At 70.8% G+C, this 23,461-nt stretch carries 25 protein-coding genes; 13 read left to right on the top strand and 12 right to left on the bottom strand.

Annotated features, from left to right (window positions below; translation table 11 throughout):
• Positions 1 to 139 precede the first annotated feature (139 nt).
• Both ACIQI8_RS35920 and ACIQI8_RS35915 read right to left on the bottom strand, forming a co-directional pair.
• A complete protein-coding gene (locus tag ACIQI8_RS35920) occupies positions 140 to 1,438 on the bottom strand; it encodes a cytochrome P450 (RefSeq protein ID WP_402360192.1) in 1,299 nt (432 codons plus the stop codon).
• 386 nt (positions 1,439 to 1,824) lie between these two features.
• Positions 1,825 to 3,048, bottom strand: coding sequence for a phosphatidylserine/phosphatidylglycerophosphate/cardiolipin synthase family protein (locus tag ACIQI8_RS35915; protein ID WP_402360189.1), 1,224 nt, complete (start codon positions 3,046 to 3,048; stop codon positions 1,825 to 1,827).
• 257 nt (positions 3,049 to 3,305) lie between these two features.
• Between ACIQI8_RS35915 and ACIQI8_RS35910 the strand changes: the two genes are divergently transcribed.
• Positions 3,306 to 4,163 carry a SigB/SigF/SigG family RNA polymerase sigma factor gene (locus ACIQI8_RS35910; RefSeq protein ID WP_402360186.1) on the top strand — a complete coding sequence of 286 codons (858 nt, stop codon included), beginning with the start codon at positions 3,306 to 3,308 and terminating at the stop codon, positions 4,161 to 4,163.
• Positions 4,164 to 4,261: 98 nt separating this feature from the next.
• Here ACIQI8_RS35910 and ACIQI8_RS35905 read toward each other — a convergent pair whose 3' ends face one another.
• Together ACIQI8_RS35905 and ACIQI8_RS35900 are read right to left on the bottom strand one after the other, a co-directional pair.
• The gene (locus ACIQI8_RS35905) at positions 4,262 to 4,717 is read right to left on the bottom strand and encodes an ATP-binding protein (RefSeq protein WP_402360183.1); all 456 of its coding nucleotides are present in this window, start codon (positions 4,715 to 4,717) and stop codon (positions 4,262 to 4,264) included.
• 83 nt (positions 4,718 to 4,800) lie between these two features.
• Entirely contained in the window at positions 4,801 to 5,454 is a 654-nt protein-coding gene (locus ACIQI8_RS35900) for a YdcF family protein (protein WP_402360180.1), read from the bottom strand.
• Between the two features lie 377 nt (positions 5,455 to 5,831).
• On the opposite strand from ACIQI8_RS35900, the gene ACIQI8_RS35895 reads away from it, so the two are divergent.
• From ACIQI8_RS35895 to ACIQI8_RS35880, 4 genes are all read left to right on the top strand, one after another.
• Positions 5,832 to 6,161, top strand: coding sequence for an ArsR/SmtB family transcription factor (locus tag ACIQI8_RS35895; RefSeq protein ID WP_402360177.1), 330 nt, complete (start codon positions 5,832 to 5,834; stop codon positions 6,159 to 6,161).
• 114 nt (positions 6,162 to 6,275) lie between these two features.
• Positions 6,276 to 7,283: a zinc-dependent alcohol dehydrogenase family protein gene (locus ACIQI8_RS35890; RefSeq protein WP_402360174.1), complete on the top strand. Its 1,008-nt coding sequence runs from the start codon at positions 6,276 to 6,278 to the stop codon at positions 7,281 to 7,283.
• A gap of 281 nt (positions 7,284 to 7,564) precedes the next feature.
• Positions 7,565 to 7,711: a hypothetical protein gene (locus ACIQI8_RS35885; protein ID WP_402360172.1), complete on the top strand. Its 147-nt coding sequence runs from the start codon at positions 7,565 to 7,567 to the stop codon at positions 7,709 to 7,711.
• A 30-nt stretch (positions 7,712 to 7,741) separates the two neighbouring features.
• The gene (locus tag ACIQI8_RS35880) at positions 7,742 to 8,191 is read left to right on the top strand and encodes an ATP-binding protein (protein ID WP_402360169.1); all 450 of its coding nucleotides are present in this window, start codon (positions 7,742 to 7,744) and stop codon (positions 8,189 to 8,191) included.
• Between the two features lie 125 nt (positions 8,192 to 8,316).
• Here the strand turns inward: ACIQI8_RS35880 and ACIQI8_RS35875 are convergent, their stop codons facing one another.
• From ACIQI8_RS35875 to ACIQI8_RS35840, 8 genes are all read right to left on the bottom strand, one after another.
• The gene (locus tag ACIQI8_RS35875) at positions 8,317 to 9,333 is read right to left on the bottom strand and encodes a DNA-directed RNA polymerase subunit alpha (RefSeq protein WP_402360166.1); all 1,017 of its coding nucleotides are present in this window, start codon (positions 9,331 to 9,333) and stop codon (positions 8,317 to 8,319) included.
• A gap of 147 nt (positions 9,334 to 9,480) precedes the next feature.
• Positions 9,481 to 10,377: a S1 family peptidase gene (locus ACIQI8_RS35870; RefSeq protein WP_402360163.1), complete on the bottom strand. Its 897-nt coding sequence runs from the start codon at positions 10,375 to 10,377 to the stop codon at positions 9,481 to 9,483.
• A 359-nt stretch (positions 10,378 to 10,736) separates the two neighbouring features.
• Positions 10,737 to 11,318, bottom strand: a complete 582-nt coding sequence (locus tag ACIQI8_RS35865) for a hypothetical protein (protein WP_402360160.1) — start codon at positions 11,316 to 11,318, stop codon at positions 10,737 to 10,739.
• Positions 11,318 to 12,334, bottom strand: coding sequence for a DUF6286 domain-containing Asp23/Gls24 family envelope stress response protein (locus ACIQI8_RS35860; protein ID WP_402360157.1), 1,017 nt, complete (start codon positions 12,332 to 12,334; stop codon positions 11,318 to 11,320). The genes ACIQI8_RS35865 and ACIQI8_RS35860 overlap by 1 nt, the downstream gene beginning before the upstream one ends.
• Positions 12,331 to 12,516, bottom strand: coding sequence for a hypothetical protein (locus ACIQI8_RS35855; protein WP_402361382.1), 186 nt, complete (start codon positions 12,514 to 12,516; stop codon positions 12,331 to 12,333). Before ACIQI8_RS35855 ends, ACIQI8_RS35860 begins: the two co-directional genes overlap by 4 nt.
• 59 nt (positions 12,517 to 12,575) lie before the next feature.
• Positions 12,576 to 13,076 (bottom strand): Asp23/Gls24 family envelope stress response protein, encoded by a 501-nt coding sequence (locus ACIQI8_RS35850; RefSeq protein ID WP_402360154.1) that lies wholly within the window; start codon positions 13,074 to 13,076, stop codon positions 12,576 to 12,578.
• A 104-nt stretch (positions 13,077 to 13,180) separates the two neighbouring features.
• Positions 13,181 to 13,843 carry a fasciclin domain-containing protein gene (locus ACIQI8_RS35845; protein ID WP_402360151.1) on the bottom strand — a complete coding sequence of 221 codons (663 nt, stop codon included), beginning with the start codon at positions 13,841 to 13,843 and terminating at the stop codon, positions 13,181 to 13,183.
• 68 nt (positions 13,844 to 13,911) lie between these two features.
• Positions 13,912 to 15,528, bottom strand: coding sequence for a molybdopterin-dependent oxidoreductase (locus ACIQI8_RS35840; protein WP_402360148.1), 1,617 nt, complete (start codon positions 15,526 to 15,528; stop codon positions 13,912 to 13,914).
• 282 nt (positions 15,529 to 15,810) lie between these two features.
• Between ACIQI8_RS35840 and ACIQI8_RS35835 the strand changes: the two genes are divergently transcribed.
• The 8 genes from ACIQI8_RS35835 to ACIQI8_RS35800 all read left to right on the top strand — a co-directional run bounded on the left by ACIQI8_RS35835 (position 15,811) and on the right by ACIQI8_RS35800 (position 23,321).
• Positions 15,811 to 16,395 (top strand): RNA polymerase sigma factor, encoded by a 585-nt coding sequence (locus ACIQI8_RS35835; RefSeq protein ID WP_402360145.1) that lies wholly within the window; start codon positions 15,811 to 15,813, stop codon positions 16,393 to 16,395.
• Entirely contained in the window at positions 16,392 to 17,033 is a 642-nt protein-coding gene (locus tag ACIQI8_RS35830) for an Asp23/Gls24 family envelope stress response protein (protein ID WP_402360142.1), read from the top strand. Before ACIQI8_RS35835 ends, ACIQI8_RS35830 begins: the two co-directional genes overlap by 4 nt.
• Complete coding sequence (locus ACIQI8_RS35825) at positions 17,030 to 17,377, top strand: hypothetical protein (RefSeq protein ID WP_402360138.1); 348 nt, start codon at positions 17,030 to 17,032, stop codon at positions 17,375 to 17,377. Before ACIQI8_RS35830 ends, ACIQI8_RS35825 begins: the two co-directional genes overlap by 4 nt.
• Before the next feature lie 497 nt (positions 17,378 to 17,874).
• Positions 17,875 to 19,203: an NAD(P)/FAD-dependent oxidoreductase gene (locus ACIQI8_RS35820; RefSeq protein WP_402360135.1), complete on the top strand. Its 1,329-nt coding sequence runs from the start codon at positions 17,875 to 17,877 to the stop codon at positions 19,201 to 19,203.
• On the top strand, positions 19,200 to 19,931 hold the full coding sequence (locus ACIQI8_RS35815; protein WP_402360132.1) for a DUF1365 domain-containing protein: 732 nt from the start codon (positions 19,200 to 19,202) through the stop codon (positions 19,929 to 19,931). The genes ACIQI8_RS35820 and ACIQI8_RS35815 overlap by 4 nt, the downstream gene beginning before the upstream one ends.
• Complete coding sequence (locus tag ACIQI8_RS35810) at positions 19,928 to 21,214, top strand: class I SAM-dependent methyltransferase (protein WP_402360129.1); 1,287 nt, start codon at positions 19,928 to 19,930, stop codon at positions 21,212 to 21,214. The genes ACIQI8_RS35815 and ACIQI8_RS35810 overlap by 4 nt, the downstream gene beginning before the upstream one ends.
• Positions 21,211 to 22,527, top strand: a complete 1,317-nt coding sequence (locus tag ACIQI8_RS35805) for a class I SAM-dependent methyltransferase (protein WP_402360127.1) — start codon at positions 21,211 to 21,213, stop codon at positions 22,525 to 22,527. Before ACIQI8_RS35810 ends, ACIQI8_RS35805 begins: the two co-directional genes overlap by 4 nt.
• Positions 22,524 to 23,321, top strand: a complete 798-nt coding sequence (locus ACIQI8_RS35800; protein ID WP_402360124.1) for a DUF1295 domain-containing protein — start codon at positions 22,524 to 22,526, stop codon at positions 23,319 to 23,321. Before ACIQI8_RS35805 ends, ACIQI8_RS35800 begins: the two co-directional genes overlap by 4 nt.
• Positions 23,322 to 23,461 lie beyond the last annotated feature (140 nt).

Here is a 23,461-nt window from a genome sequence, read left to right as displayed (position 1 = left end):
GACGCGGGGGTGCTCCCGTCGGCGGGATACCGAAGGACGTTCGGCTCCCGCGCTGCGGTTACCCCCCTCGGCGCGGTCGACCCGCCCGGAGCGCACCTTTCATCCCTTCGGCCGCGGTCGAGGCGTGAAGCCGTGCCTCCTACTGCGCGCTCCGTGCGAAACGGGCCCGCAGGCCCGCCGGCGCCAGTCGGCCGACGAACTCCAGCGCCACCGACGAGGAGTTCGGCGACGTGATGGTGAAGCGTTGTGCCAACCGGGAGGTGACGAGCGTGAGTTGCCGCATGGCCAGCGCCGAACCCAGACACACGCGTGGTCCGGCACCGAACGGCAGGTAGGCCGGACCGGGTGCCGGCCGGCCGTTCGACCACCGGGTGGGATCGAACTCGTCGGGTCGCTGCCACCATCGGGGATCCCGCTGAATCAGATACGGATTGAGCAGTACGTCGTCACCCGGGCTGAGCGACCACTCGCCCAGGGTGGTCGCCGTGCCGGCGGTTCGGGTCATCAACCACGCGGGCGGGTACAGCCGGAGTGTCTCCCGGGCCACGGCCTCGGCGAGCGGGAGCCGTGCCGCCGACAGCGGAGTGCCATCGCCGACCGACCTGTTCGCCTCACCGCGAAGGCTGTCGGTGAGCCGGGGTCGGCGGGCCAGTTCCCGGACGAGGGAGGTGAGCGCGGCGGCGGGTACGCCGTGGCCGCCCATGAGGATGCTGTGGAGCGTGGACGCCACGGTGTCGTCGGCCATCGCCGGATCGGCGTCGATCAGAAAGCCGAGCAGGTCGTCCTGGGGCGCGTGTGCGCTGGACGCACGCCGCTGCCGCACGATCCCGGTCATCGTGTCGCTCAGTCGTCCGGCAGCGCGGAAGAAGCGCCGGTGGCGGGGGAGCGGCAGCCAGGCGGGGAACTCGTACGACGACTCCGTGAAGGGCTGGGTGGCGAGGGTGGTCTCCTGGAGCGGGCCGGTGACGGCGGCGGAGTCCGCGCCGAAGCAGTACTCGGTGACCGCCCGGGCGGTGAACGCCCGCATCGTGGTGAGTACGTCGACCTCACGGCCGGCGCTGTCGGCCAGCACCGCGTCGAGGATCTCCACGGTCTGTTCGTCGGTCGCGGCCGCCGCCGAGCGATTGAGTCCCGGCCACACGGCACGGCGCGCGGACATCCAGGAGGCGGCCTGCGCGGCGGCCTGGTCGAGATCCCGCCGCATGTCGAAAGGGGCGAGCTCGGTCACGAAACCCTGGCCGGTGCGGGCCAGCGCCTCGTGGGTGAGGTTCGGGTCGCGCACGAACACGGTCTGTTCGTCGAAGGAGAAGACATCGCCGTACTCGCGATGACAGCGCCGCAGGAATCCGATCCGGTTGGCCTCGTACGCGCGCGTGTTGCCCGACAGCCAGTGCCCGCGCGGGCCCGGCGGCCGGCTGAGGCTTTCGCGAGGTGCCATCCGCCCCCCATCGATCGCAGAACCCAGCAGTGGATCGCAGGACCCCGCACGGGATCCTGCGATCGGCGTTTCCACGGTTTCCGGTGGACGGCCCTGAAGAGAGCGGGCCGGGCTAGCGGAGCTGGTAGGGCCAGTAGGGGTAGCGTCCGCTGACCCGCTTCCTGCCCACCAGACGAACCATCAGGCGTCGTGTCCGTTTCATGAACACCTCACTGCCATCCAGGCGAATAGTTGTCCGATGGTGCCATGCCGTCCCGTACCGGGCAATAAGGAGGGCGGCGGAGCGGCCATGTGCCGGAGAGAACGTGAAGTCGCCTTCAAACAAAGAGTCGTGACGAGCCGTCAGTGATTCCGGTGATGTGTGGTCGCGGGGCCCGGCGCCCGTGCTACAGAAAGCGGCGGATGGGCATGACGGAGAGCTCGCGGGCGCGCTGCAGCATGGAGCGACGCTTCCAGCGTCCTTCCTGGATCAGCGTGGCGGCCGCCACGTCCTCGTCGTATTGGTCGTCGAGGGTCGCCGTGAACTCCTGGTCCAGGACGGCCAGCATGATCTCCTCGTCGTGGTCGAGGGAGCGGCGGTTGAAGTTGGACGAGCCGATGAGGGCCGCGACGCCGTCGACGGTGATGATCTTGGCATGCAACATCGTCGGCTGGTACTGGTGGATCTTCACACCGTCGGCGATAAGGGCCTCGTAGTGGTGCTGGCCGGCCAGTTGGCAGACCCGCTTGTCGGTGTGCGGGCCGGGCAGGAGGATCTCCACCTCGACGCCCCGCCGGGCGGTCGCGCACAGCAGGTCGATGAAGTAGGTGTCGGGGGAGAAGTAGGCGGTGGCCAGCCGGAAGCGGACCTCGGCCGATTCCAGCATGACGCGCAGCAGGGTCTGCATGTCCTGCCAGCCGAAGCTGGCCGACCCGCGCACGACCTGCACCACCGCGTCCCCCTGCGGGCGGTGGTCGACGAACCGGTCGCGGTCGTCGAAGAGTTCGTCGTGGCACTCGGCCCAGTTCTGCGCGAACGCGGCGGCGACGCCGTCCACGGCCGGCCCGCGGACCTCGACATGGGTGTCGCGCCACTCGCGCTCGTTGCGGGCGTCGCCGCACCACTCCTGCGCGATGCCCACCCCGCCGGTGAACGCCGCCTGCTCGTCCACCACCAGGACCTTGCGGTGACAGCGGTGGTTCTGCTTCAGGGGAGAGAGAGCCAACGGCCTGCGGAACCAGGCCACTTGCACGCCTGCCCGCTCCATCTCCGCCAGCAGTTCCTTCTCGATCAGCCGGCTGCCGAACCCGTCGAGCAGCAACCGCACCCGCACCCCGGCCCGGGCCCGGTCGGCCAGCGCCTGCGCGAACTCGCGTGCGATGTCCCCCTTCCAGTACACGAAGGTCATCATGTCCACGGTGTGCTCGGCGGAGCGGATGCCGGCCAGCATCGCCGGGAAGATCTCATCTCCGTTGCGCAGTACGGTGAGTGCGTTGCCCTCGGTCGCGGCGATGCCGATCAGACGCTCCAGCCGACGGCGTATCCGCGTGGCGCGTTCCTTGGCCTCCTCCGGTGCCGAGGGATCGGCACCGGAGAACTTCAGCTCGGGCTGGTCCGGTGTAATGGTCATGGCGTCACCAGGCCGGCGCACAGGAGACAGGGAGGCCGCGCTGCCCGGTCCGGCACGGGGCGCGGCCAGCAGACTGTACTTCGCGGGCCGGGGTCCGACACACACCGGGCCGTGTCCCCCGCCTGAGGTCGCCCGTCCTGAGCAGGCGTTTTCAGCCGCCGATGAAATGGGTCGGCCCGCGCGGACATGTACGCGCGCGGAGCGGGCAGGAGACGGTCATCCTGCTTTCCAGCTAAGGCGGCACAGTGACTACCTCGGTGAACGCCCACGAAGCGACCGACCGCACGACGGGAGTGTCAGAGGTCGTCGAGGAACTGCCCTGGATCGAGGACGGCGGCAAGGTCGCGCCCAAGGACGCCCGCGTGCTGTCCCGCCTGTTCCTGGACCGGCTGCAGGCGGTGGAGGAGGGCACCCGCGAGTACCAGTACGCGCGCAACACCCTCATCGAGATGAACCTGTCCCTGGTCGCCTTCGCCGCCCGCCGCTTCCGCAACCGCGGCAACGGCGACATGGAGGACATCATCCAGGTCGGCACGATCGGCCTCATCAAAGCCATCGACCGCTTCGACCTGACCCGCGAGGTCGAGTTCACCTCCTTCGCGATCCCCTACATCGTCGGCGAGATCAAGCGCTTCTTCCGCGACACCACCTGGGCCGTCCACGTCCCCCGCCGCCTGCAAGAGCTGCGCGTCAGCCTCGCCAAGAGCCAGGAAACCCTCGCCACCGCGCTCAACCGCCCGCCGACGGTCAAGGAACTCGCCGAACATCTCGACCTGAGCGAGGACGAGATCATCGAGGGCCTCATCGCCGCCAACGGCTACGTCGCCGGTTCCATCGACACCCCCGGCGGCGACGAGGAGTCGGGCGAGGGGCCCAAGTACGCGGACATCATCGGTGACGTCGACCCGGCGATGGACCTCTTCGAGGACCTGCACACCCTCGCCCCGCTGCTGCAGAAGCTCGACGAGCGTGAGCGGACCATCATCGAGATGCGCTTCGGCCAGGAGATGACCCAGGCCGACATCGGCCGCGAGCTGCATCTGTCCCAGATGCACATCTCCCGCCTGCTGAACCGCACCCTCGCCAAACTCCGCACCGGCCTCCTGGACACCTGAGTCCCAGTGGCAGTGCCAATGGGGAACTGCCGCCGCCGAGCTGACCGCTGATCCCGATTCGGGAACGGCGCGTTTCGGCGCTTCAGAATTTTCGAGCTTCAGAGGGCGCGATCCGCCGGGGCGGTGCGACCGCAGTCGGCAGCCGGGGGATCGGCCAGGGCGATACAGACGGTGATGCGTTTGCCGGACGGTTCGAGGTCCACCTGGAATCGCTCGGCGACGGCCATGACGATCTCCAGGCCGTGCTGGCCGACGCGGTGCGGGTCGATGGAACGGACGCCCGGTCGGACACGGGCGCCGTCCCGCACGCTCACTTCCACCTGGGTGTCCATGATGCGCAGTTCCATCCGAACGAGCCCCGGGGCGTATTTGTGGGCGTTGGTGACCAGTTCGCTGACCACGAGTTGCGTCAGGGCCAGGGCGCGAGGAGAGACGGGTACATCCTGATCCGTCTGAGCGCGGGTGAGAAAATCGGCCGCGATCCCGCGTGCCTGGGCGATGCAGGAACCCTCTCCGCTCAGAAGCACCGTCGTCGTCAGAGCGCGTGCGCGCACCGGGCGTTCGCTGTCTCCGTCGACTGGCTCCACTCTTTGTCCCTTTCGTTCCTCTTGTTCACTCGGTTACCCGGTGCGGATGGTCACATGCTCCTCGGATGGGAATTGGTCGGCACTTCGGGTCGACGACGAGCTGTGGTCGGCGGGACCTCCCGCTCTTCGGCCGTGAGGCCGCGGAGTGTCCAGAATCCGTACAGAGCAAGCAGTGGTTTTCCGGCCATCCACTCGCCAGGACGGTAGTCCTCGGCTCGCACGAGCCTCGCGGCGAGATCAGGGCGCTGCCGCCGCAAGCACGCACGGGCCTTGAGGGCGTGAGCCGGCTGGGAGACGATCTTGATGCGGTCGACGCCCTCAAGGAGGGGGATGACGTTCGTGATGTTCTCCCATGTCGTCGCACTCCGGTCTTCGAGGACCAAGGTGCCGTCGAACCCCAGCACCGACTTCGCGTAGTCGGCCATCAGTTGGGCTTCCGAGGCACCGCCGCTGGGCGCGCCTCCGCTGAAGATCAGGCGAGTGCCACGCACACTGCCGGCGGCGACGGAACGAAGACCGGCGCGGACCCGCAGGCGGTTGATGAAGTTGGCCGTCGGCTGCGGGTTCCGGAAGCCCAGCACGACCACGGCTTCGGATGTGCCCGCGCTGTCGCCCACGAGTGCCCGGGACCAGCGCCAGTTCACCCACTCACCCCAGGCCACGGCCGCGACCCCGGCCATCGCCAGTCGTGTCCTTCGTCGCATGCGGCGACTGTAGGGCAACTCCGTCGGGCCGCCCGCGCCGTGAACCCGGCGAACGGCCATGCGTCACATCAACCGTCACTCAAGGGCGGCTCGATCGGCGGCGCCGACACTGGCCGGGCATCTGGCGGCACTGAGAATTTCTGGGAATCGATTTCGTCGGGCACGTCGGTGTGTCCGGCCGTGCGCAGCACCTCCGCGGTCCGTGCAGCCCAGTCCAGGTCCATGCCCAGGGCGTGCACCGCCTCGTGGCAGTGCCGCCAGGCCTCGGCGGACGACGACCTTGCCCGTCGGGTCCTTCCGTACGCCTCCGTCGGGGTCTTCTTCGATGACGGTCGTACGATGGCGTGAGCGCATCGACGTCATCGCAAGGAGTCACCGTGGCCCGCCCCCGTACCGCCGCCCGGACAGTGGAGCACCCCGACCTGGCGGAGGTCCCGCTGCAGCAGTTCCTCGAGGCGCTGGTGGATCCGGTGCGGCGCATGGTGGTGTCCCAGCTGATCCGGGCCGGTGAGGACCTGAGCTGCGGCACCTTCGACGCTCCGGTGTCGGCCTCGACGCTCACGCATCACTTCAACGTGCTGCGTGAGGCGGGCGTGGTCCGGCAGTACTACATCGGGACGTCGAAGATGAACACGCTGCGTACGGACGAGATGGAGGAGCGGTTCCCCGGCCTGCTGTCGGCCGTGATGGCCGCCTCCGCCGAATGATTATTTCGATGGTCGTCGAGATTTGACGGTCATCGAACCTTGGGGCAAGGTGAGTGTCGGCATCGGGCAGGTCCGGTGCACTTCCCCCATTCCCGCCCCCAGGACGGATGCGCCATGGCGAAACTCGTACAGTTCGACCGGCTCGGTGGCCCCGAGGTCCTGACCCTCCGCGAGGTCGAAGCGGCTGTCCCGGGCGCGGGGGAGGTGCGGATCCGTGTCGACGCGATCGGTCTGAACCGGGCCGAGATCATGTTCCGCGAAGGCTCCTACTTCGAGCAGCCGCTCTTCCCGTCCACACTCGGCTACGAGGCCGCGGGCGTGGTCGAGGCGGTCGGTCAGGGCGTGGACGGTCTCGCCGAGGGCGACCCGGTCGCGGTCGTGCCGGCGTTCTCGCAGCGCGAGTACGGCACTTACGGTGACCACGTCGTCGTGCCGGCCTCGGCCGTCGTGCCTCGCTCCGCGGACATCGCCCCCGACCGGGCGGCGGCCGTGTGGATGGCCTACGTCACCGCCTACGGCCCCCTTGCCGAGAGCGGCCGGGTGCGTCCCGGGGACCACGTCCTGATCACGGCGGCCTCCAGCAGTGTGGGCCTCGCCGCCATCCAGATCACCCGCCACATCGGCGCGATCCCGATCGCCACCACGCGCCGCGCGGACAAGAAGCGGCGTCTCCTGGACGCCGGCGCGGCCCATGTCGTCGTCACCGACGACGAGGACCTGCCCGCCCGGATCAAGGAGATCACCGACGGCGAGGGCGTCCGCCTGGCCTTCGACCCGATCGCGGGACCCGGCGTCGAGACCATCGCCCAGGGCATCGCCCCCGGCGGCTTCCTGGTCGTCTACGGCACCCTTGACCGGCGCACCACGCCGCTGCCCAACGCGCACTCCTACCCGGCGCTGACCAGCAGCACGTACACCCTCTTCGAGATCACCAAGGACCCCGAGCGGCTGCGGCGCGCGGTCGCGTTCGTCAACGCCGGTCTCGCCTCCGGCTCGTTCACCCCGGTCGTGGACCGCACCTTCGACCTCGCGGACATCGCCGAGGCCCACCGCTGCATGGCGGTCAACGACCATGTCGGCAAGATCGTCGTCACCGTCACCCACGACGACACCACGGCGTGACCAACGCGGGTCACCTCAAGCCCAGTTGTGGTACCGCCGACCAACTGCCCAGGTCGACGCGGTGATCGCCGCCCACCCGCGGTAACGGTACGTCGGCGGCGACCCTCATCATTCAGGGAGGGCCACGCGGGCACTGACGCTGCCGTGGCTCAAGGAGTACGTCGGGGCTGAGGAACGAGGCCGATGCGATCGGCGTCGAGAGCCGCTTCCGGTTCGGTGATTTTGGGTTTTGCGGGGTACCCGAATCAGGTCCAGGCACGGTGTCTCGAAGAAGGAGTGTCATGGCAGGCACGACGGACCGCATCAGGAAGTTCGCCGCGAGCCCGCAGGGGCGACGGCTGGCCGAACAGGCGCGTCGAGCCGCCGCCGACCCACGTCGCCGGGCTCAAGTCCGGCGCCTGTGGGGGAAGTTCTTCGCCCGGCGCTGACCGCACTCGCCTCAGGGAGGAAGGATCACCGTGGAACGCTCGTCGCTCCGGGCAGTGGGCTGGGCACGCACGCTGCCCTTGAACAGCGAAGTGAAGACGGCCCGTGACTGGGCACGTGACCATCTGGAGGCGCGGGGGTGGACCGCCGCCGCTCCGCAGACGGTGGACGCGGTACTGCTCGCCGTGTCCGAACTGGTGACCAATGCGCACCGGCACGCCCACAGCAGCGCCCAGCTCGTGATGACCTGTGACGACCGGTGCCTGCATGTCTCCGTGCACGACAGGTCCGGGGTCCTGCCCGTCGCTCGGGAGGCCGACTCGGAGAGCCTCGGCGGCCGCGGCATGCTCCTGGTGGACGCCGTCGCCGACACGTGGGAGGCACACGCCTGCCCGCACGGAAAGTCGGTGAGCGCGTGTTTCCGCATACCCGACGCCGCGGCGCACGAGGCGGACGCCTCGGCGCCACCGCGACACCAATAGACGCGTCTCGGCCCGGCGCCGGCCGACCTCGCGCAGGAGTCGCTCGTCGTGGGCCCACCCGACGACAGCGGGGCCGGCCAGGGTCACCCTGTCCGGCCCCGCTGCTCACGTCCGGTCGCCCCGGATCAGTACTGCTCGGTCTCCACGAAACCCGCGTCCGAGTCGCTGTCCGCACCGAGCGCGGCGGCGGTCGGGTCGAATCCGGGCGGGCTGTCCTTGAGACCCAGGCCCAGACCGGCGAGCTTCGCCTTGACCTCGTCGATGGACTTCGCACCGAAGTTGCGGATGTCCAGGAGGTCGGCCTCGGAACGAGCCACGAGCTCACCCACGGAGTGGACGCCCTCGCGCTTGAGGCAGTTGTAGGAACGGACGGTGAGGTCGAGCTCCTCGATCGGCATGACAAGGTCGGCGGCAAGGGCGGCGTCCACCGGGGACGGGCCCATGTCGATGCCCTCGGCGTCGATGTTCAGCTCGCGGGCGAGACCGAACAGCTCCACGAGGGTCTTGCCGGCCGACGCCATGGCGTCACGCGGCCGCATGGCCTGCTTCGTCTCGACGTCGACGATCAGCTTGTCGAAGTCGGTCCGCTGCTCGACACGCGTGGCCTCGACCTTGTACGTGACCTTCAGCACCGGGCTGTAGATGGAGTCGACCGGGATACGGCCGATCTCCTGGCCCACCTGCTTGTTCTGCACGGCGGAGACGTAACCGCGACCGCGCTCGACGGTCAGCTCCATCTCCAGCTTGCCCTTGCCGTTCAGCGTGGCCAGGACCAGATCGGGGTTGTGCACCTCGACACCGGCCGGAGGCGCGATGTCGGCGGCGGTGACCAGACCCGGACCCTGCTTGCGCAGGTACATCACGACCGGCTCGTCGTGCTCCGAGGAGACGACCAGCTGCTTGATGTTGAGGATCAGGTCGGTGACGTCCTCCTTGACGCCCGGCACGGTGGTGAACTCGTGCAGGACACCGTCGATCCGGATGCTGGTGACAGCAGCACCGGGGATCGAGGAGAGGAGCGTACGACGCAGGGAGTTTCCGAGGGTGTAGCCGAAGCCCGGCTCCAGCGGCTCGATCACGAACCGGGAGCGGAACTCGTCGACGACCTCTTCTGTCAGGGATGGACGCTGAGCGATCAGCACTAGGTGTTGCCTCCAGTGGTTTGGCGCCCGCTATGTGACGCCGTAGACACCACGAAGGGTACGTGCGATGGGGACGCATCGGCGTCCGACCGCCGAGGCGCGGCGCGAGAACAGCAATCTCCACCCCGCCCAGCGCCCCCCGACGCCTCAGTAGACGGACAACCCGTAGGCGTTGAGCACCTCCTGAATCGGCTGGTAGTAGGTGGTCCCACCCGCGGCGCAGCTCCCCGAACCGCCGGAGAGGATGCCGATGACCTTGTCGCCGGCGTAGAGCGGGCCGCCGCTGTCGCCCGGCTCGGCGCAGATATTGGTCTGGATCAGCCCGTGGACGACTGCCCCGCTGCCGTAGTTGACGGTCGCGTTCAGCGCGGTGACCACGCCGCACCGGACACCGGTCGTCGCTCCTCGACGGCAGACGCTCTGGCCGGGATAGGCGGTCGCGGTCCCGGTGACGTCGACGGATCCGATGGTGCCTGGATGCGGGACGGCCGGGTTGGAGTACCGGACGACACCGAAGTCGTCGCTGGGGAAACTGGTGGCGACGGTGGTGCCGACCGCCGTGGTCAGGCCGGAGGTGGTGTACCAGGTGGACACGCCGTCGGTGCAGTGGCCGGCGGTGACGAAGTAGTACGTGGAGCCGCTCTGGACGTTGACCCCGGCCGAGCAGCGCCAGGCGGACGCGTAGATGCCGTCGCCGCCCGACAGGAGCGTGCGCAGTGAGCCGCCGAGTCGGTCGAGGGACACGGCACCCGCGAACTGCCGGGCGGCTCCGCGCAGTCTGACCAGGTCAGACTCCGAAACCGTGGCGTCGGCGAGCACCCGCAGCTTCCCGGTGCGCTCTTCTACGGCCCAGCTCGTCCCGGCGATTGCCAGGGACTCGACGGCAGAGGTGGCGCCGGTCACCGAGGCGGTGGACGGAGCGGCACCGACCGTCGGCGCCGCGGAGGCGCCGGTGTCGGACATCGCGAGGGCGGTCACCACGAGCAGGCTCAGCACCGAGGCGATCAGTCGTGAACGCCCGATGGTGGTACGGGGTGCTCTCATCAGCCAGTCTCCCCCGGGACGGTAAGTCAGGCCGGAGCACGTCCACCGGGTCGACGGACGCGCTGTGCCCGCATGCCTGTGATGCGGTCAGTGTGCCCAGCCACGCCCGCCGGGGGTAGGCCGAGTTCGGCCGAAGAGATCGAGGGAAGGCCGAGGGAAGGCCGAGGGAAGGCCGAGGGAAGGCCGAGGGAAGGCCGAGGGAAGATCGAGGGAAAGGCCGACGGAAAGCTCGGCCGAAGAGGCCGGCGGACAGGGCCGGCCGCAGGTCGCGTGGCCGGCGCGCCGCCACTGCTCGGTCAGGCCGTCGGCCGGCGCGAAGGCTCCAGGCGGCCCGGGCCGGCTCGACCCGCGACCGGCGGTCAGCGGACCCGCGGACTGCCGTGCGTACGTGCGGTGAAGCGCACATGAGTGCGGAGGGTGTACGGAGGCATCGTGCTCTCCGTCCGGGCCGCGAGCGCGGTGAGTGCCGGCATGACGGTTGTCGGTGTGACGTCCGGTCGGAGCCACACACGCATGCGCACGTCCAGGTGCTTGTTCCGGGTGAGCACGCGGGTGCGGCAGGCGCCGACCCCGTCGATCGCCACCGTCTGCAAGGTCAACGCGTCCTCAAGGGCTCGGGTCCGCAGCGCGCTGCCAGGCGTGGACAGGGGCACGAGCGGACGTGAGCCGCCGCGCAGTTGCCGGGCACACCACAGGGCGAACAGGACGGTCGCCGCGATCGAGGCCGCCATGACGGTGGGCGTCCACCAACCGTGCGTACGCAGCGCCGCGAGGTCCCCGGTGTCCAGGAACGCGGCGTGCGGGGCGAGTTGGGGCCACCACGCCGGCACGCGCGATGCTTCCGCGGTGGAGGTGACCGCGACGCCCGTGCCGCCGAGCAGCAGGAGAAGGCCGACGAGGGCCAGGACAGTGCGGTTGAGAAGCGTCCGTGCACGCTGCATCAGAGCTTCGCTCCTTCCGGAACCCTCGGCATGCCCGGCACGTCCGGCAAGTCCGGCACGCTGCCGGTGGATTCGGTGGCCGGCGGAGACTCATCCGTCCCGCTCCGGACGTCCGGCTCCGGATCCCAGGTGTCCTCGGGACGGACCGAGACGCTCAACCGTGGTGCACGGCGCAACTCGCAGCCGTCGATCACCCGTTGGGCGGCGGCCGTCACCTCGTGCCGCGCGGCCGTCCGGTCTCCGAAGGCCAGAGAGGTCCGGACGGCGACCCGGCGACGGCGCACCCGCACCCTCACCCGGCCGATCCCCGCCGTCGCCCCCACCGCGTCCCGGACGAGAGCCGCGATCGTGGAGCGGTCGACCGCGGCACGCACGCGTGGTGCCGAGGCGATGGGGAGCAGGCCGCGCCGACCGGGGGAGAGCGCCAGGACGATCATCAGCGCGCCGAGCACTGCGATCGCACCGGCGGCGACGGCGACGGAGGTGTCGCCGGGACCGTGGTGCGCCAGCCAGTGCACGGCGCCGGTGCGCCAGGCGGCGGCCGGGCGGTGCGCGGTATGCACCAGGATCAGGTCGCTCGCGAGCGCGCCCGCGGCGAGAGCGATCGCCAAGGTGAGCAGTGCCATCGGCAGTCGGCGCTGCGACCACCACCGCAGCGGGGTGCGGTCACCGGCCGCCGCCTCGGGGACCTCCTCCCGGTCCGCGGTCGTGTCGACCGTCTTCGACGCCGACAGCGCGGTGACGCCGATCCGAGGCCGCGTGACGTCCAGCCCGGTCAACTGCCCTGTACGAGAAGCGACATGCTCCTGGAGCCGGCGCACGGCCTCGGGCAGCGCCCGCGGATAGGACACCGTCACGTCGAGGGCCACGTCGGCTCGGCGTCCGTGCACCGAGACAGCCCCCTTGGAGGTCGAGGCTCCCCGGTCCGGCAGCGCCTCGACCGCGGCGCGCTCGGCGATCCTGCGAACCGCCTTGTCCGAGACGGTCGTTGTGCCGCGCTGGGCCGGGGTGATCATCGACGGCTCCGCTCATAGGCGTCCCGCAGGTCCTGGACCCGGCCCCCGCCGTCGAACCAGCGTCCCACCACCCACCCCAGCGCCCCCAGGGCGGCCACCAGCAGGAACGCCCCGAAGCCACCGAGGAAGCCGGCGAAGGCCAGCGCCATTCCCACGGCCATCCCGACGATTGATCTGTTCACTGTGTCCTCCCTCTGGCGAGGCGGCCGGAGCCGGTGACGGAATGTCTCTCTCACTCGACCTACTCGACCCGGGAGTCGGTCCCCGGCGTCTCACTGTCGTCGTCGGGCAGGTGCACGTCGTTGACGGTGACGTTGACCTCCACGACATCGAGGCCGGTGACGCGCTCCACGGCGGAGATGACGTTCTCCCGCACCTCGCGGGCGACCTCCGTGATCGGCACGCCGTACTCGACGACGAGGTCCAGATCGACGGCCGTCTGCCGTTCGCCGACCTCGACCTTGACGCCGCGCCCCACGTTGGGCCGGCCACCGGGTACCCGGTCGCGTACGGCGCCGATGGTGCGTGACAGCCCGCCGCCCATGTCGTAGACACCCGGGATCTCCCGGGCCGCGATGCCCGCCACCTTCACGACGACGACGTCGGCGATCGACGTCCGCCCGCGGTCGGGGGCGGGCTGGTCGGCTCCGGTGACACCACCGGACACGGCCGTCGTCTGCGGCTCCCTGCCGGTCCGGGGAATGGACACGTCCTTGGCGGCCGGTGCGGTCTGCGTGGTCATGGCACGTCCCTTCTGCTTCGCCTGCTCAACAGTTGCTCTCACTCCGTCAGACCCGACCCGGCGACGCCTGTGACGCGGAACCAGGAAGGAATTCCGGCGCCTGGTCAGCTGGTGGGCATCAGGACGGTGTCGATGATGTAGACGTTGGCGTTGGCGGTCTTGACGTTGCCGCAGACGACCTTGGCGGAGTCGTCGACGGTGTACGACTCACCCGAGCCGGCCGTGGTGACCTTGGCCTTCTCCAGGGTGTCGAAGGAGCCCTTCTCCAGGTCCTTGGGGGTGAGCTGCTGACCGACGACGTGGTAGGTGAGGATCTTGGTCAGCTGTGCCTTGTCGGCCAGGACCTTGTCGAGGGTGGCCTTCGGGATCTTGGCGAAGGCGTCGTTGGTGGGGGCGAACACCGTGATGTTCTGGGCGTTGTTGAGGGTGTCGACCAGGCCGGCCTTCTTCACCGCCGCCACCAGCGTGGACAGGGCGGGGTTGTTGGAGGCGGCGGTGGCGACCGGGTCCTGGGCCATGCCGTCGAAGGAGCCGGAACCGCTCTTGGGGACGGCCGCGCAACCGGGGCCGAAGGGCTGGTCGGACGTCGTCGCACCGGCACCCGCCATGCTGTCGTCCGATGCGGACGCGGATGCGGAGGCCTTGCTGGACGTGTCGGACTTCGCGGAGTCGGAGTCACTGCCGTTGTCGCCGCAGGCGCTGAGGGCGAAGGGGAGGACGGCCGCGGCGGCGATGACGACGGCGGTACGACGGATACGGGTGTTCATGGTGAATCTCCTGTCGGTCGAGGCAGCCTGAGCTGCCTCTGCATGGGGTGGGAGAAGGTGGCTTGGGGTCAGTCGACGGTGACGACCACGGAGTGCCAGCCGCTCGCGCCGTCGGGGATGGTGTGCGTGCGTTTCTCCGTCTGGCGCTCGCCGGTGCGGTCGGTGGCGCGCACGGTGAGGGTGTGGCCGCCCTTGGTGGCCTGCCAGGGCAGGGACCACTGGCGCCAGGTGTCCCGGGTGTCCTCGGCGGCCAGCCGGGCCCGCTGCCAGGGGCCGTCGTCCACGCGGACCTCGACCTTGTCGATGCCGCGGTGCTGGGCCCAGGCGACTCCGGCGATCATCACCGTGCCGGTCTTGGGCCGGGCGAACGGTTTGGGCGTGTCGATGCGCGACTCGGTCTTGATCGGCGCCCTGCGTGCCCAGCCGCGCTTGACCCAGTAGGGGTCGTAGGAGTCGAACGTGGTGAGCTCGATGTCCTTGATCCACTTGCAGGCGGAGACGAAGCCGTACAGGCCCGGCACCACCATGCGGACGGGGAAGCCGTGGGCGAAGGGCAGCGGTTCACCGTTCATGCCGATGGCGAGCAGCGCGTCGCGGCCGTCCATGACGTCCTCGACCGGACTGCCGATGGTCATGCCGTCCACCGAGCGAGCCACCAACTGGTCGGCCGGGCCGCCCCGGGAGGGTCGCCGCACACCGCACTCGGCCAGCAGATCCGCCAGGCGTACGCCGATCCAGCGGGCGTTGCCGACGTACGGGCCGCCGACCTCGTTCGACACGCACGTGAGCGTGATGTCGCGTTCAATCAGCTCGCGCCGCAGCAGATCGTCGAAGGAGAGCGTGAGCGGGCGGCGTACGCCCGTGCCGTGGATGCGCAACCGCCAGGTCGTGGCATCCACCTTCGGTACCACCAGTGCGGTGTCGACGCGGTAGAAGTCGCCGTTCGGTGTGGTGAAGGGGCTGACTCCGGGGATCCGCAACTGCGCGCCCTTGGGCACGGCGGGGGCGGCCGACGCGGGGCGGGGCAGGGCGAGGCCGTTGCGTGAGGCGACCGCGTTCCGGCCGCTCGAAGCGTTCAGGGTCCGGCCGAGCACGCCGGCCCCGGCGGACGCCGCCGCCGCGGCGGTCGCCGCGATCACGAAGCCCCGACGGTCCCAGCCGGTGCCGGATGCCGGTCCTTCGTGCGGGCTCGCGGCCGGTGGGGGCGCGGGGGCCCGACGCGTGAGGCGGCCCACCAGAACGTAGAGCACCGCCGCTCCCACCAAGGCGCCCGTCACGGACGGCAGCGCGTCGGACAGTCCGGTCGAATCCGGCCGGCTGGTCGCCGCCGTCGCTCCGACGGCTCCGAAAAGCAGGACACCGGCGGCGCCGACGCGCCGAAATCGCAGTGCGACACATCCCAGGAACAGCGCGAAAAGCGCAAGGACCGCGAGAATTCCGAGCTGGAGAAAAAGCTTGTCATTGGTGCCGAAATGCCTGATCGCCCAGTCCTTCACGGCCGCCGGCGTCCGGTCGATCGCCGCGCCTCCGACCGCCACGACAGGGCTGGACTGCGGACGTACGGCCGCCGACACCAGCTCGGCGAAGCCGAGGGCCGCGAGTCCCGCCAGCAAGCCGCTGACGGCACCCAGGGCGAGGCGCGTCCAGCCGATGCGCTGTCGAATGTGCTGCTCGTGGTCGGTCACGGTGGGAATCCGGCTCGGAAAGCCCGGCGGATTGGTCGATCTCCCGATCGGATGAATCTTTTTTCCGGACCAATCCGCGCCCTGTCCGGCTACGGATTCAACCGACATCGGATGTGACTTGTTTCACCGCGCGGGCCGAAACAGGGATTTCACTCAGGAGAATCAGGCCGGGTTCCTCCCGGTCGTGGGCATCAGTACGGTGCCCGCTTCGGAAAGTGGTGCGTCACAGGCACGGCGCGGCGGTGTCCAAGCCTTCAGAGACCGGACGAGAGGAGCCGCCCAGTGGCGGGCGCCCACACACAGACCGCACCACCGGACACCGGGGGTGAGACGGACGACGCCTTGCTGGCGGTCCGGGCCGCGGAGGGGGACGAGGACGCCTTCGCCGTGCTCGTCCAGCGCCACGCGCCGATGCTCCTCCGGCTGGCCACCCGCCTGCTCGGCACCCGCCCCGAGGCCGAGGACGCGGTGCAGGACGCCTTCCTCAGCGCCTGGCGGAGACTGCCGGAGTTCCACGGACACGCCTCTTTCGGCACCTGGATGTACCGGATCGTCACGAACCGCTGTCTGAACGTGCTGAGGGCCCGCAGACCGGTGGCGCCGCTGGACGCGGCGGCCGACCTGCCCGCGGCCGAGCACGCCACGTCTCCGGCCCGGATCACGGAGGGCCGCGACGCGGTCCGTGAACTGCGCGAAGCCCTCGACCTCCTGTCCGCCGAACAGCGCGCCTGCTGGGTGTTGAGAGAATTGGACGGCCAGTCCTACGAACACATCGCGGAGGTGGTCGGCATCAGCCAAGACGCCGTCCGCGCCCGCGTCTTCCGCGCACGCCGCTGCCTGACACAAGCATTGGGGGCCTGGCGATGACCGCCCACACAGACCCGATCGACCACGGACCCGGCAGCGACGACGAGCGGCTGGCGTGCGGACGGCTGCTCTCCCAGGTCTGGGACGACTGGGAGCGGCAGACGGACGACCCGCACGCACTGACCTGCCCGCACTGCCAGGAGGCCGTGCGCGATCTCGACCAGCTGGAAACCGCCGTGCGAGACCTGCGCGGCGACTCCGCGGGCCCGTCCGCCGGCGAGGTAACCTCGCTGACGCAGCGGGTCATGGACGTCGTACGCCTCGAACTGCGCCCCGGCCGGCCGCTGCCCCTGGGGGAGCCGGGCGAGGACCTCTGGATCATGGAGGCGGTCGCCGCCCGGAGTCTGCGCGCCGCGGCCGAGAGCGTGCCCGGCGTCCGGGCGGGGTCGTGCCGCATCCTGCCGGCGGCCGAAGGCGGCGCGGTCCAGGCCGGCGCGGTCGAGGCCCTTGTGGTCGAGGTCCGCCTCGACATCCACGCCCCGGTCGGCGCCTTCCTCCCCGACCTCGCCGAGCAGGTCCGCGGACGGGTACGGGAGGCGGCGGACCGTGAGCTGGGAATGCCCACGGCGGCCGTGGACATCCGTGTCACCGACCTCCTCGACACTCCGGCCGACAGCCAGGAAGGCCGTGCCCGATGACCCAGCACACCGCACACGCCACGCTCGCCGAGGAGATCGCCCGGGCTGTCGAGGCCGTCCCGGGCGTGGCCTTTCTCCGACCGGGGCTCACCGGGAGGCTGCGCTCGGCCCGGTCCCGGACGGACGGGAGCGCGCGTCCCGCTCCGCCGTCCGGGGTGCGGGTGAGCAGGCCCGACGGCGCCGAACTCTGGCGCGTCGACATCCGTCTGGTCGCACTCCGGCACGCGCGCAGTGTGGACGTCGCCCGCGCCGCCCGGCGCACCGTCGAGGAGCGCGTGGCGCAACTGTTTCCGGCGGACACGACGTCGGCGCAGGTCACCGTGACCGTCACCGGCCTGGTCTGACCCGGCCGCCCGGGCGGCCCGGCACCTCGTCGAGGTACCGGACCGGCGTTCTGTCGTGGGTGGCAGCCGGCGTCCAGTCCGGATGGGAAGCGGCGTCTTGCCCCGGGAGGCAACTGGCCTTCAGTCCGGATCGGGAGCGGCGTCGTGCCCGGGTGGCGGCCGGCCTCCAGCCCGGATGGGATGCGGCGTCGCGCCCGAGTGGCAACCGACCTTCAGTCCGGATCGGGAGCGGCGTCGCGCCCGGGTGGCAGCCAGCCTTCAGCCCGGATGGGAAGCGGCGTCCCGCCCGGATGACAACCGACCTTCAGCCCTGATGGCAACCGGCGTCCCGCCCGGATCGCCACCGACCACCTGCCCGGGATGGCAACCGACCTCCTGCCCGGGATCGCCGCCGACCTCCCGCCCGGATCGCAAGAAGATCTGCACCCGGCCAATCCGCGCCCTCCCCGGCCTCGGATTACGCGCGAGATCAGAGTTCGCGACCGGGAGGAGAACGGATGTCACGCGCGCCGGGGAGCGGCCCGCACGGGCGGCGGGAGGCGGCCGGGGGTGGTGCGGAGCGCGGGCGGCGGCGGCACACGGCTGTCGTGGGCGCCGGTGTGGCGGGGCTGACCGCCGCGTACGTGCTGAGCCGCGCCCATCACGTCACCCTGTACGAGGCCGACGACCGGCTCGGCGGGCACGCCCACACCCACGAACTGACGGGTGCCGACGGAGTGACCCGCCGCGTCGACTCGGGCTTCATCGTGCACAACCGCCGCACCTACCCGCACCTGCTGCGCCTCTTCGACGAACTCGGCGTCGCCACGCAGGAGTCGGAGATGAGCATGTCGGTGCGGTGCGAGGGGTGCGGCCTCGAGTACGCCGGTGCACGCGGCCCCAGAGGCCTGTTCGCCCAGCCGCGCGCCGCGCTGCGCGGCGCCTATCTGCGCATGCTCACCGAGGTGCCCCGCTTCCACCGCGCGGCGCGGCGCACCCTGGCACGGGAGCCCGAAAGCACCATCACCCTGGGCGAGTTCCTCGACCGGGAGGGCTGCTCCGCCTACTTCCGCGCCCACTTCATGACCCCGCTCGTCTCGGCGGTGTGGTCCTGCGACGCCGTCACCGCCCTGCGCTACCCGGCCGTCTATCTGTTCCGCTTCCTGGAGCACCACGGAATGCTCTCGGTGACCGGCGCCCCGACCTGGCGCACGGTCACGGGTGGCTCACGCACCTACGTCGACCGCCTCGCCGAGCGCCTGGACTCGGTGCGCGTCACAGCCCCGGTCCGCGCTCTTCGCCGCACGTCCGACGGCGTCGACGTCGTCACCCACGACGACACCACACGGTCGTACGACTCCGTGGTCGTCGCCACCCACCCGGATCAGGCCCTCCAACTGCTCGCGGACGCCACCCCGTTGGAGAAGGAGATCCTCGGTGCCTTCCGCTACTCCCGCAACACCACGCTCCTGCACACCGACCCGGGCCTGCTGCCCCGAGCCCGGGGCGCCCGTGCCTCGTGGAACTACCTCATGCCCGCCTGTGCCGCCGACTCCGGTCAGGTGCAGGTCAGTTACGACATGAACCGGCTCCAGCGCCTCGACGCGCCCGAGAGGTACGTCGTCACGCTGGGGGGCCAGGATCGCGTGGACCCACGGCGGGTGCTGGCGCGGATGGTGTACGAACACCCCGTCTACACCCCGGAGTCGGTCGCCGCGCAGCGACGGCTGCCCGAGCTGAACACCGCCGTGACCGCCTACGCAGGCGCCTACCACGGCTGGGGATTCCACGAGGACGGCTGCCGTTCGGGTGCCCTGGCCGCCGCGGCCCTGGGGGTGCGCTGGTGACGACGGCACCGGCCCTCTACCGCTGCGCGGTGAGCCACGTACGGACCTCACCCGTCCGGCACGCCCTGCGCCATCGCACGTACATGTGGCTGATCGACCCCGACCGTCCCCCCGAACTCCCGCGCGGACTGCGGGCGTTGGCACGCTTCGACGCACGCGACCACTTCGGCGGGGATCAAGTGTCCGTCCGCGCGGGGCTCGACGCCTTCCTCGCCTCGCACGGTGTGGACCTGGCGGGCGGACCGGTCGTGATGCTGGCCCACGCGCGGGTGTTCGGTCATGTGTTCAATCCGCTGACCCTCTACTGGTGCCACGACCGCGACGGCACCCCGCGCTGCGTGGTCGCCGAGGTCCACAACACCTACGGCGGACGGCACAGCTATCTGCTGTTCCCGGACGAGGCAGGAAAGGCGCGCGTCGACAAGGAGTTCTACGTCTCGCCCTTCTTCCCCGTCGACGGCCGCTACCGCATGCGGCTGCCCGAGCCCGGCCAACGGCTCGATGTCACCGTGCAGTTGGAGCGCGCGGGCGGCAGGCCCTTCACCGCGACCGTCCGGGGCACACGCCACGACGCCACCCCCGGCGCGCTGCTGCGGCTGGCCCTGCGCCACCCGTGGTCGACCCTCGCCGTCTCCGTCGCCATCCGCGTCCACGGCATCCGCCTCTACCTGCGCGGACTGCCCGTCCAACCCCGTCCCGCCCACCACGACCCGGAGAACGCACGATGAGGACCGCTGAACCCCCGCCCACCGCACGGCAGTCGGCCCCGCCGCCCCCGAACGCCCGCATCGACGCAGTCCGTTGGCCCGACGTGGCCGCGCCCGCGAAGGCCTCCGCCGTCACCGCGGCCGTCACCGCGGCCGTGCTGCGCCGCACCTTCGAACGCCTGCCGCTGCGCGTGCGGTTCCCCGACGGCACCACGGCCGGCCAGGGCGGCCCGGTGCTGGACATCCACGACCCGAAGGCATTCCACCGCCGCATCGGCGGCCAGGGGCTGATCGGATTCGGCGAGTCCTACATGGCGGGGGAGTGGGACGCCCCCGACCTGGTGGCCGTCCTGACCGTACTCGCGGGCAACGTGGCCGAGTTGATCCCGGCCCCGCTCCAGCGCCTGCGCGGCCTGTGGGCGCTGCGCCGTCCGCGCGCCCAGCGCAACACACCCACCGGAGCCCGGGCCAACATCAGCCGCCACTACGACCTGTCCAACGACCTCTTCGCGCTCTTCCTCGATGACACCCTCACCTACTCCGCCGCCCTCTTCCGCGCCCTCCCCGCCGACCGGTCACTGCTCGCCGCGGCCCAACACCGCAAGATCGACCGGCTGTTGGATCTCGCCGAGGTCGGCGAGGGCACCCGGTTGCTGGAGATCGGCACCGGGTGGGGCGAACTCGCCCTCCGCGCCGCCGCGCGCGGCGCCCGCGTCACCTCGCTCACCCTCTCCCACGAACAGAGCGACCTCGCTCTGCGACGAGTCGCCGAGGCCGGACTGTCCGACCGCGTCCGCATCGACCTGTGCGACTACCGCGAGGCCCGCGGCACCTACGACGCCCTCGTCAGCGTGGAGATGATCGAGGCGGTCGGCGCCGAGTACTGGCCCGAGTACTTCCGCACCCTCGATGCCCGCCTGGCCCCCGGCGGACGCGCGGTCCTCCAGGCCATCACCATGCCGCACCAGCGCATGCTGGCCAGCGGGAACACCTTCACCTGGATCCAGAAGTACATCTTCCCCGGCGGTCTGCTGCCCTCGGTCGAGGCGGTGGCCGAGACCGTGCGCGACCACACGGACCTGCGGATCGCGCGCAGGGACGGCTACGGGGCGCACTACGCCGAGACCCTGCGACTGTGGCGCGAACGCTTCACCGAACGCGCCGATGAGGTCGCCGCCCTCGGCTTCGACGACGTCTTCCGCCGCATGTGGACCCTCTACCTCGCCTACTCCGAAGCCGGCTTCCGCGCCGGATACCTCGACGTACAGCAGTACTTGCTCACGAAGGAGAACCCGACCCGATGAGCACGACCTCGACCACCCCGACCACCAGGCCCGGTGCCGCCCAGCGGCTCGCCGCACTGGTGGAGTCCACGCTCGGCGGCCCGCTCCCGCTGCGCCTGCGCACCTGGGACGGCAGCGAGGCGGGCCCGCCCGAAGGCCCCGTCGTCGTGCTGCGCTCCCGGCGCGCCCTGCGCCGCCTGCTGTGGCAGCCCGGCGAACTGGGCCTCGCCCAGGCGTACATCACCGGCGAGATCGACGTCGAGGGCGACCTGGCACAGGGACTGCGCACGATGTGGGCCGCCGCGGGGGAACGTCCCCACACACCCCGGCTCGGACTCACGGACGTAGCCCGCGCCGGCGGGACCGCCGTGCGCCTCGGCGCGGTAGGACCACGCCCGCCGGCCCCCGCCTCGCAGGCGCGCCTCCGCGGCGGTCTGCACAGCAAGGCACGCGACCGGGCCGCCATCAGCCACCACTACGACCTGTCCAACGACTTCTACCGCCTGCTCCTCGACGAGACCATGGCCTACTCGTGCGGCTACTGGGCGAGCGACGAGCCGGACTTCACCCCGGCCGACGCCCAGCGCGCCAAACTGGAGCTGATCTGCCGCAAGTTGGACCTCGTCCCCGGCGCCAGACTGCTCGACATCGGCTGCGGCTGGGGCTCCCTCACCCTCTACGCGGCGGAACGGCACAAGGCACAGGTCACCGCGGTCACGCTGGCCCGCGAACAGGCCGCCCACGTACGGGAGCAGGTGCGCGAGCGAGGTCTGACCCACTGTGTGGAAGTGGTGTGCCAGGACTACCGGGACATCACCGGCGGCGACTACGACGCCGTCGCCACCGTCGAGATGGGCGAACACGTCGGAGACGCCGAGTACCCGGCCTTCGCCGCCGCCCTCCACCGGCTGGTGCGCCCGCGAGGACGGGTGTTCGTGCAGCAGATGTCGCGCGGAGCGAAGGCACCCGGGGGCGGCGCGTTCATCGAGGCGTACATCGCCCCCGACATGCACATGCGCCCACTCGGCAGCACGGTCGCCCTGCTGGAGGGGGCCGGGTTGGAGGTGCGCTCGGTGGAGTCGCTGCGCGAGCACTACGTGCGTACGGTCGCCGCCTGGCATCGCACGCTGGAGGAGCGGTGGGACGACGTCGTCCGGCTCGTCGGCGAGGAGACGGCCCGGGTGTGGCGGCTGTATCTGGTCGGCGGGGCCCTTGCGTTCGAGGAGCGGCGGATGGGCGTCGACCAGATCCTGAGCGTGCGGCCGGCCGTCGGCGGGGATGCCGGCATGGCCGCGACACCCCGGGACTGGTACGAGGGGCTGGACCGGCTGTGAGCGGACTCGACTGGAGCGCCTTCGCGGCCAATCTGGGCTGGGCCGCGGCGGCCTCGCTCGCCGTCATGCTGGTCACGTTCGCCGTCGCCGTACGCCGTGGCCTGCACCGGATCGTCGACGTCGCCTGGGGAGTCGCCTTCACCGCCGTCGCCGTGGTGAGTTGCGTGGCCTCGGCCGGCAGCGGGGATCCGGGCCGCCGGTACCTGGTCACCGTACTGACGGCGGTGTGGGGACTGCGGCTGGCGCTGCACATCGCGCGGCGCGGTCGCGGGCACGGGGAGGACCCGCGCTACGAGCGGTTGCTGGCCAAGGCGCCGGGCAGCCGGAACCTGTACGCGCTCCGCATGGTCTATCTCGTGCAGGGGGCGCTGGTGTGGCTGGTGTCGCTGCCGGTCCAGGCGGCGCAGTACGTGTCCGGTCCGGTGTCGACGTTCGCCGCGGTCGGCGCGGTCCTGGTGGTGTCCGGTGTGTGCTTCGAGGCGGTCGGGGACGCCCAACTCGCCCAGTTCAGAGCGGATCCGGCCCACCGCGGCCGGATCATGGACACGGGGCTGTGGAGCTGGACCCGGCACCCCAACTACTTCGGTGACTTCTGCGTCTGGTGGGGGCTGTACCTGATCGCCTGCGACGCGGCCGGGGCCGCAGCGGCGACGGTCGTGTCGCCGCTGGTCATGAGCTACCTGCTCATCTGGGGCAGCGGGAAACGGCTGTTGGAGCGACACATGGCCGAACGCCCGGGATACGCCGAGTACATGGCTCGTACGAGCGGCTTCTTCCCGCGGCCACCCAAGTGAGAGCAGACGTGGTGCCGCCGGGCGAGGCGGGGCCACCTCTCCGCAAACCCCAACCCCAGTGCCGTATCACGGGGGGTCATTGAGCGGGGGGACCCGAGGGGGGGGGGGGTGGCTGGAAACCCCCCCGGGCGCGCCGGTGT

The organism is Streptomyces sp. NPDC092369, assembly GCF_044755245.1.
Lineage (GTDB): Bacteria > Actinomycetota > Actinomycetes > Streptomycetales > Streptomycetaceae > Streptomyces.
Note: the sequence above shows the minus strand (reverse complement) of the source record. Positions and strands in the feature narration are given on the sequence as shown.

Bases quoted from the DNA above. Each gene is read 5' to 3' on its own strand.
- ACIQI8_RS35845 (WP_402360151.1), bottom strand. From the start codon at position 13,843: ATGAACACCCGTATCCGTCGTACCGCCGTCGTCATCGCCGCCGCGGCC.
- ACIQI8_RS35890 (WP_402360174.1), top strand. From the start codon at position 6,276: ATGGCGAAACTCGTACAGTTCGACCGGCTCGGTGGCCCCGAGGTCCTG.
- ACIQI8_RS35870 (WP_402360163.1), bottom strand. From the start codon at position 10,377: ATGAGAGCACCCCGTACCACCATCGGGCGTTCACGACTGATCGCCTCG.
- ACIQI8_RS35860 (WP_402360157.1), bottom strand. From the start codon at position 12,334: ATGATCACCCCGGCCCAGCGCGGCACAACGACCGTCTCGGACAAGGCG.
- ACIQI8_RS35825 (WP_402360138.1), top strand. From the start codon at position 17,030: ATGACCCAGCACACCGCACACGCCACGCTCGCCGAGGAGATCGCCCGG.
- ACIQI8_RS35810 (WP_402360129.1), top strand. From the start codon at position 19,928: ATGAGGACCGCTGAACCCCCGCCCACCGCACGGCAGTCGGCCCCGCCG.
- ACIQI8_RS35805 (WP_402360127.1), top strand. From the start codon at position 21,211: ATGAGCACGACCTCGACCACCCCGACCACCAGGCCCGGTGCCGCCCAG.
- ACIQI8_RS35850 (WP_402360154.1), bottom strand. From the start codon at position 13,076: ATGACCACGCAGACCGCACCGGCCGCCAAGGACGTGTCCATTCCCCGG.
- ACIQI8_RS35920 (WP_402360192.1), bottom strand. From the start codon at position 1,438: ATGGCACCTCGCGAAAGCCTCAGCCGGCCGCCGGGCCCGCGCGGGCAC.
- ACIQI8_RS35830 (WP_402360142.1), top strand. From the start codon at position 16,392: ATGACCGCCCACACAGACCCGATCGACCACGGACCCGGCAGCGACGAC.
- ACIQI8_RS35885 (WP_402360172.1), top strand. From the start codon at position 7,565: ATGGCAGGCACGACGGACCGCATCAGGAAGTTCGCCGCGAGCCCGCAG.
- ACIQI8_RS35915 (WP_402360189.1), bottom strand. From the start codon at position 3,048: ATGACCATTACACCGGACCAGCCCGAGCTGAAGTTCTCCGGTGCCGAT.
- ACIQI8_RS35820 (WP_402360135.1), top strand. From the start codon at position 17,875: ATGTCACGCGCGCCGGGGAGCGGCCCGCACGGGCGGCGGGAGGCGGCC.
- ACIQI8_RS35865 (WP_402360160.1), bottom strand. From the start codon at position 11,318: ATGCAGCGTGCACGGACGCTTCTCAACCGCACTGTCCTGGCCCTCGTC.
- ACIQI8_RS35900 (WP_402360180.1), bottom strand. From the start codon at position 5,454: ATGCGACGAAGGACACGACTGGCGATGGCCGGGGTCGCGGCCGTGGCC.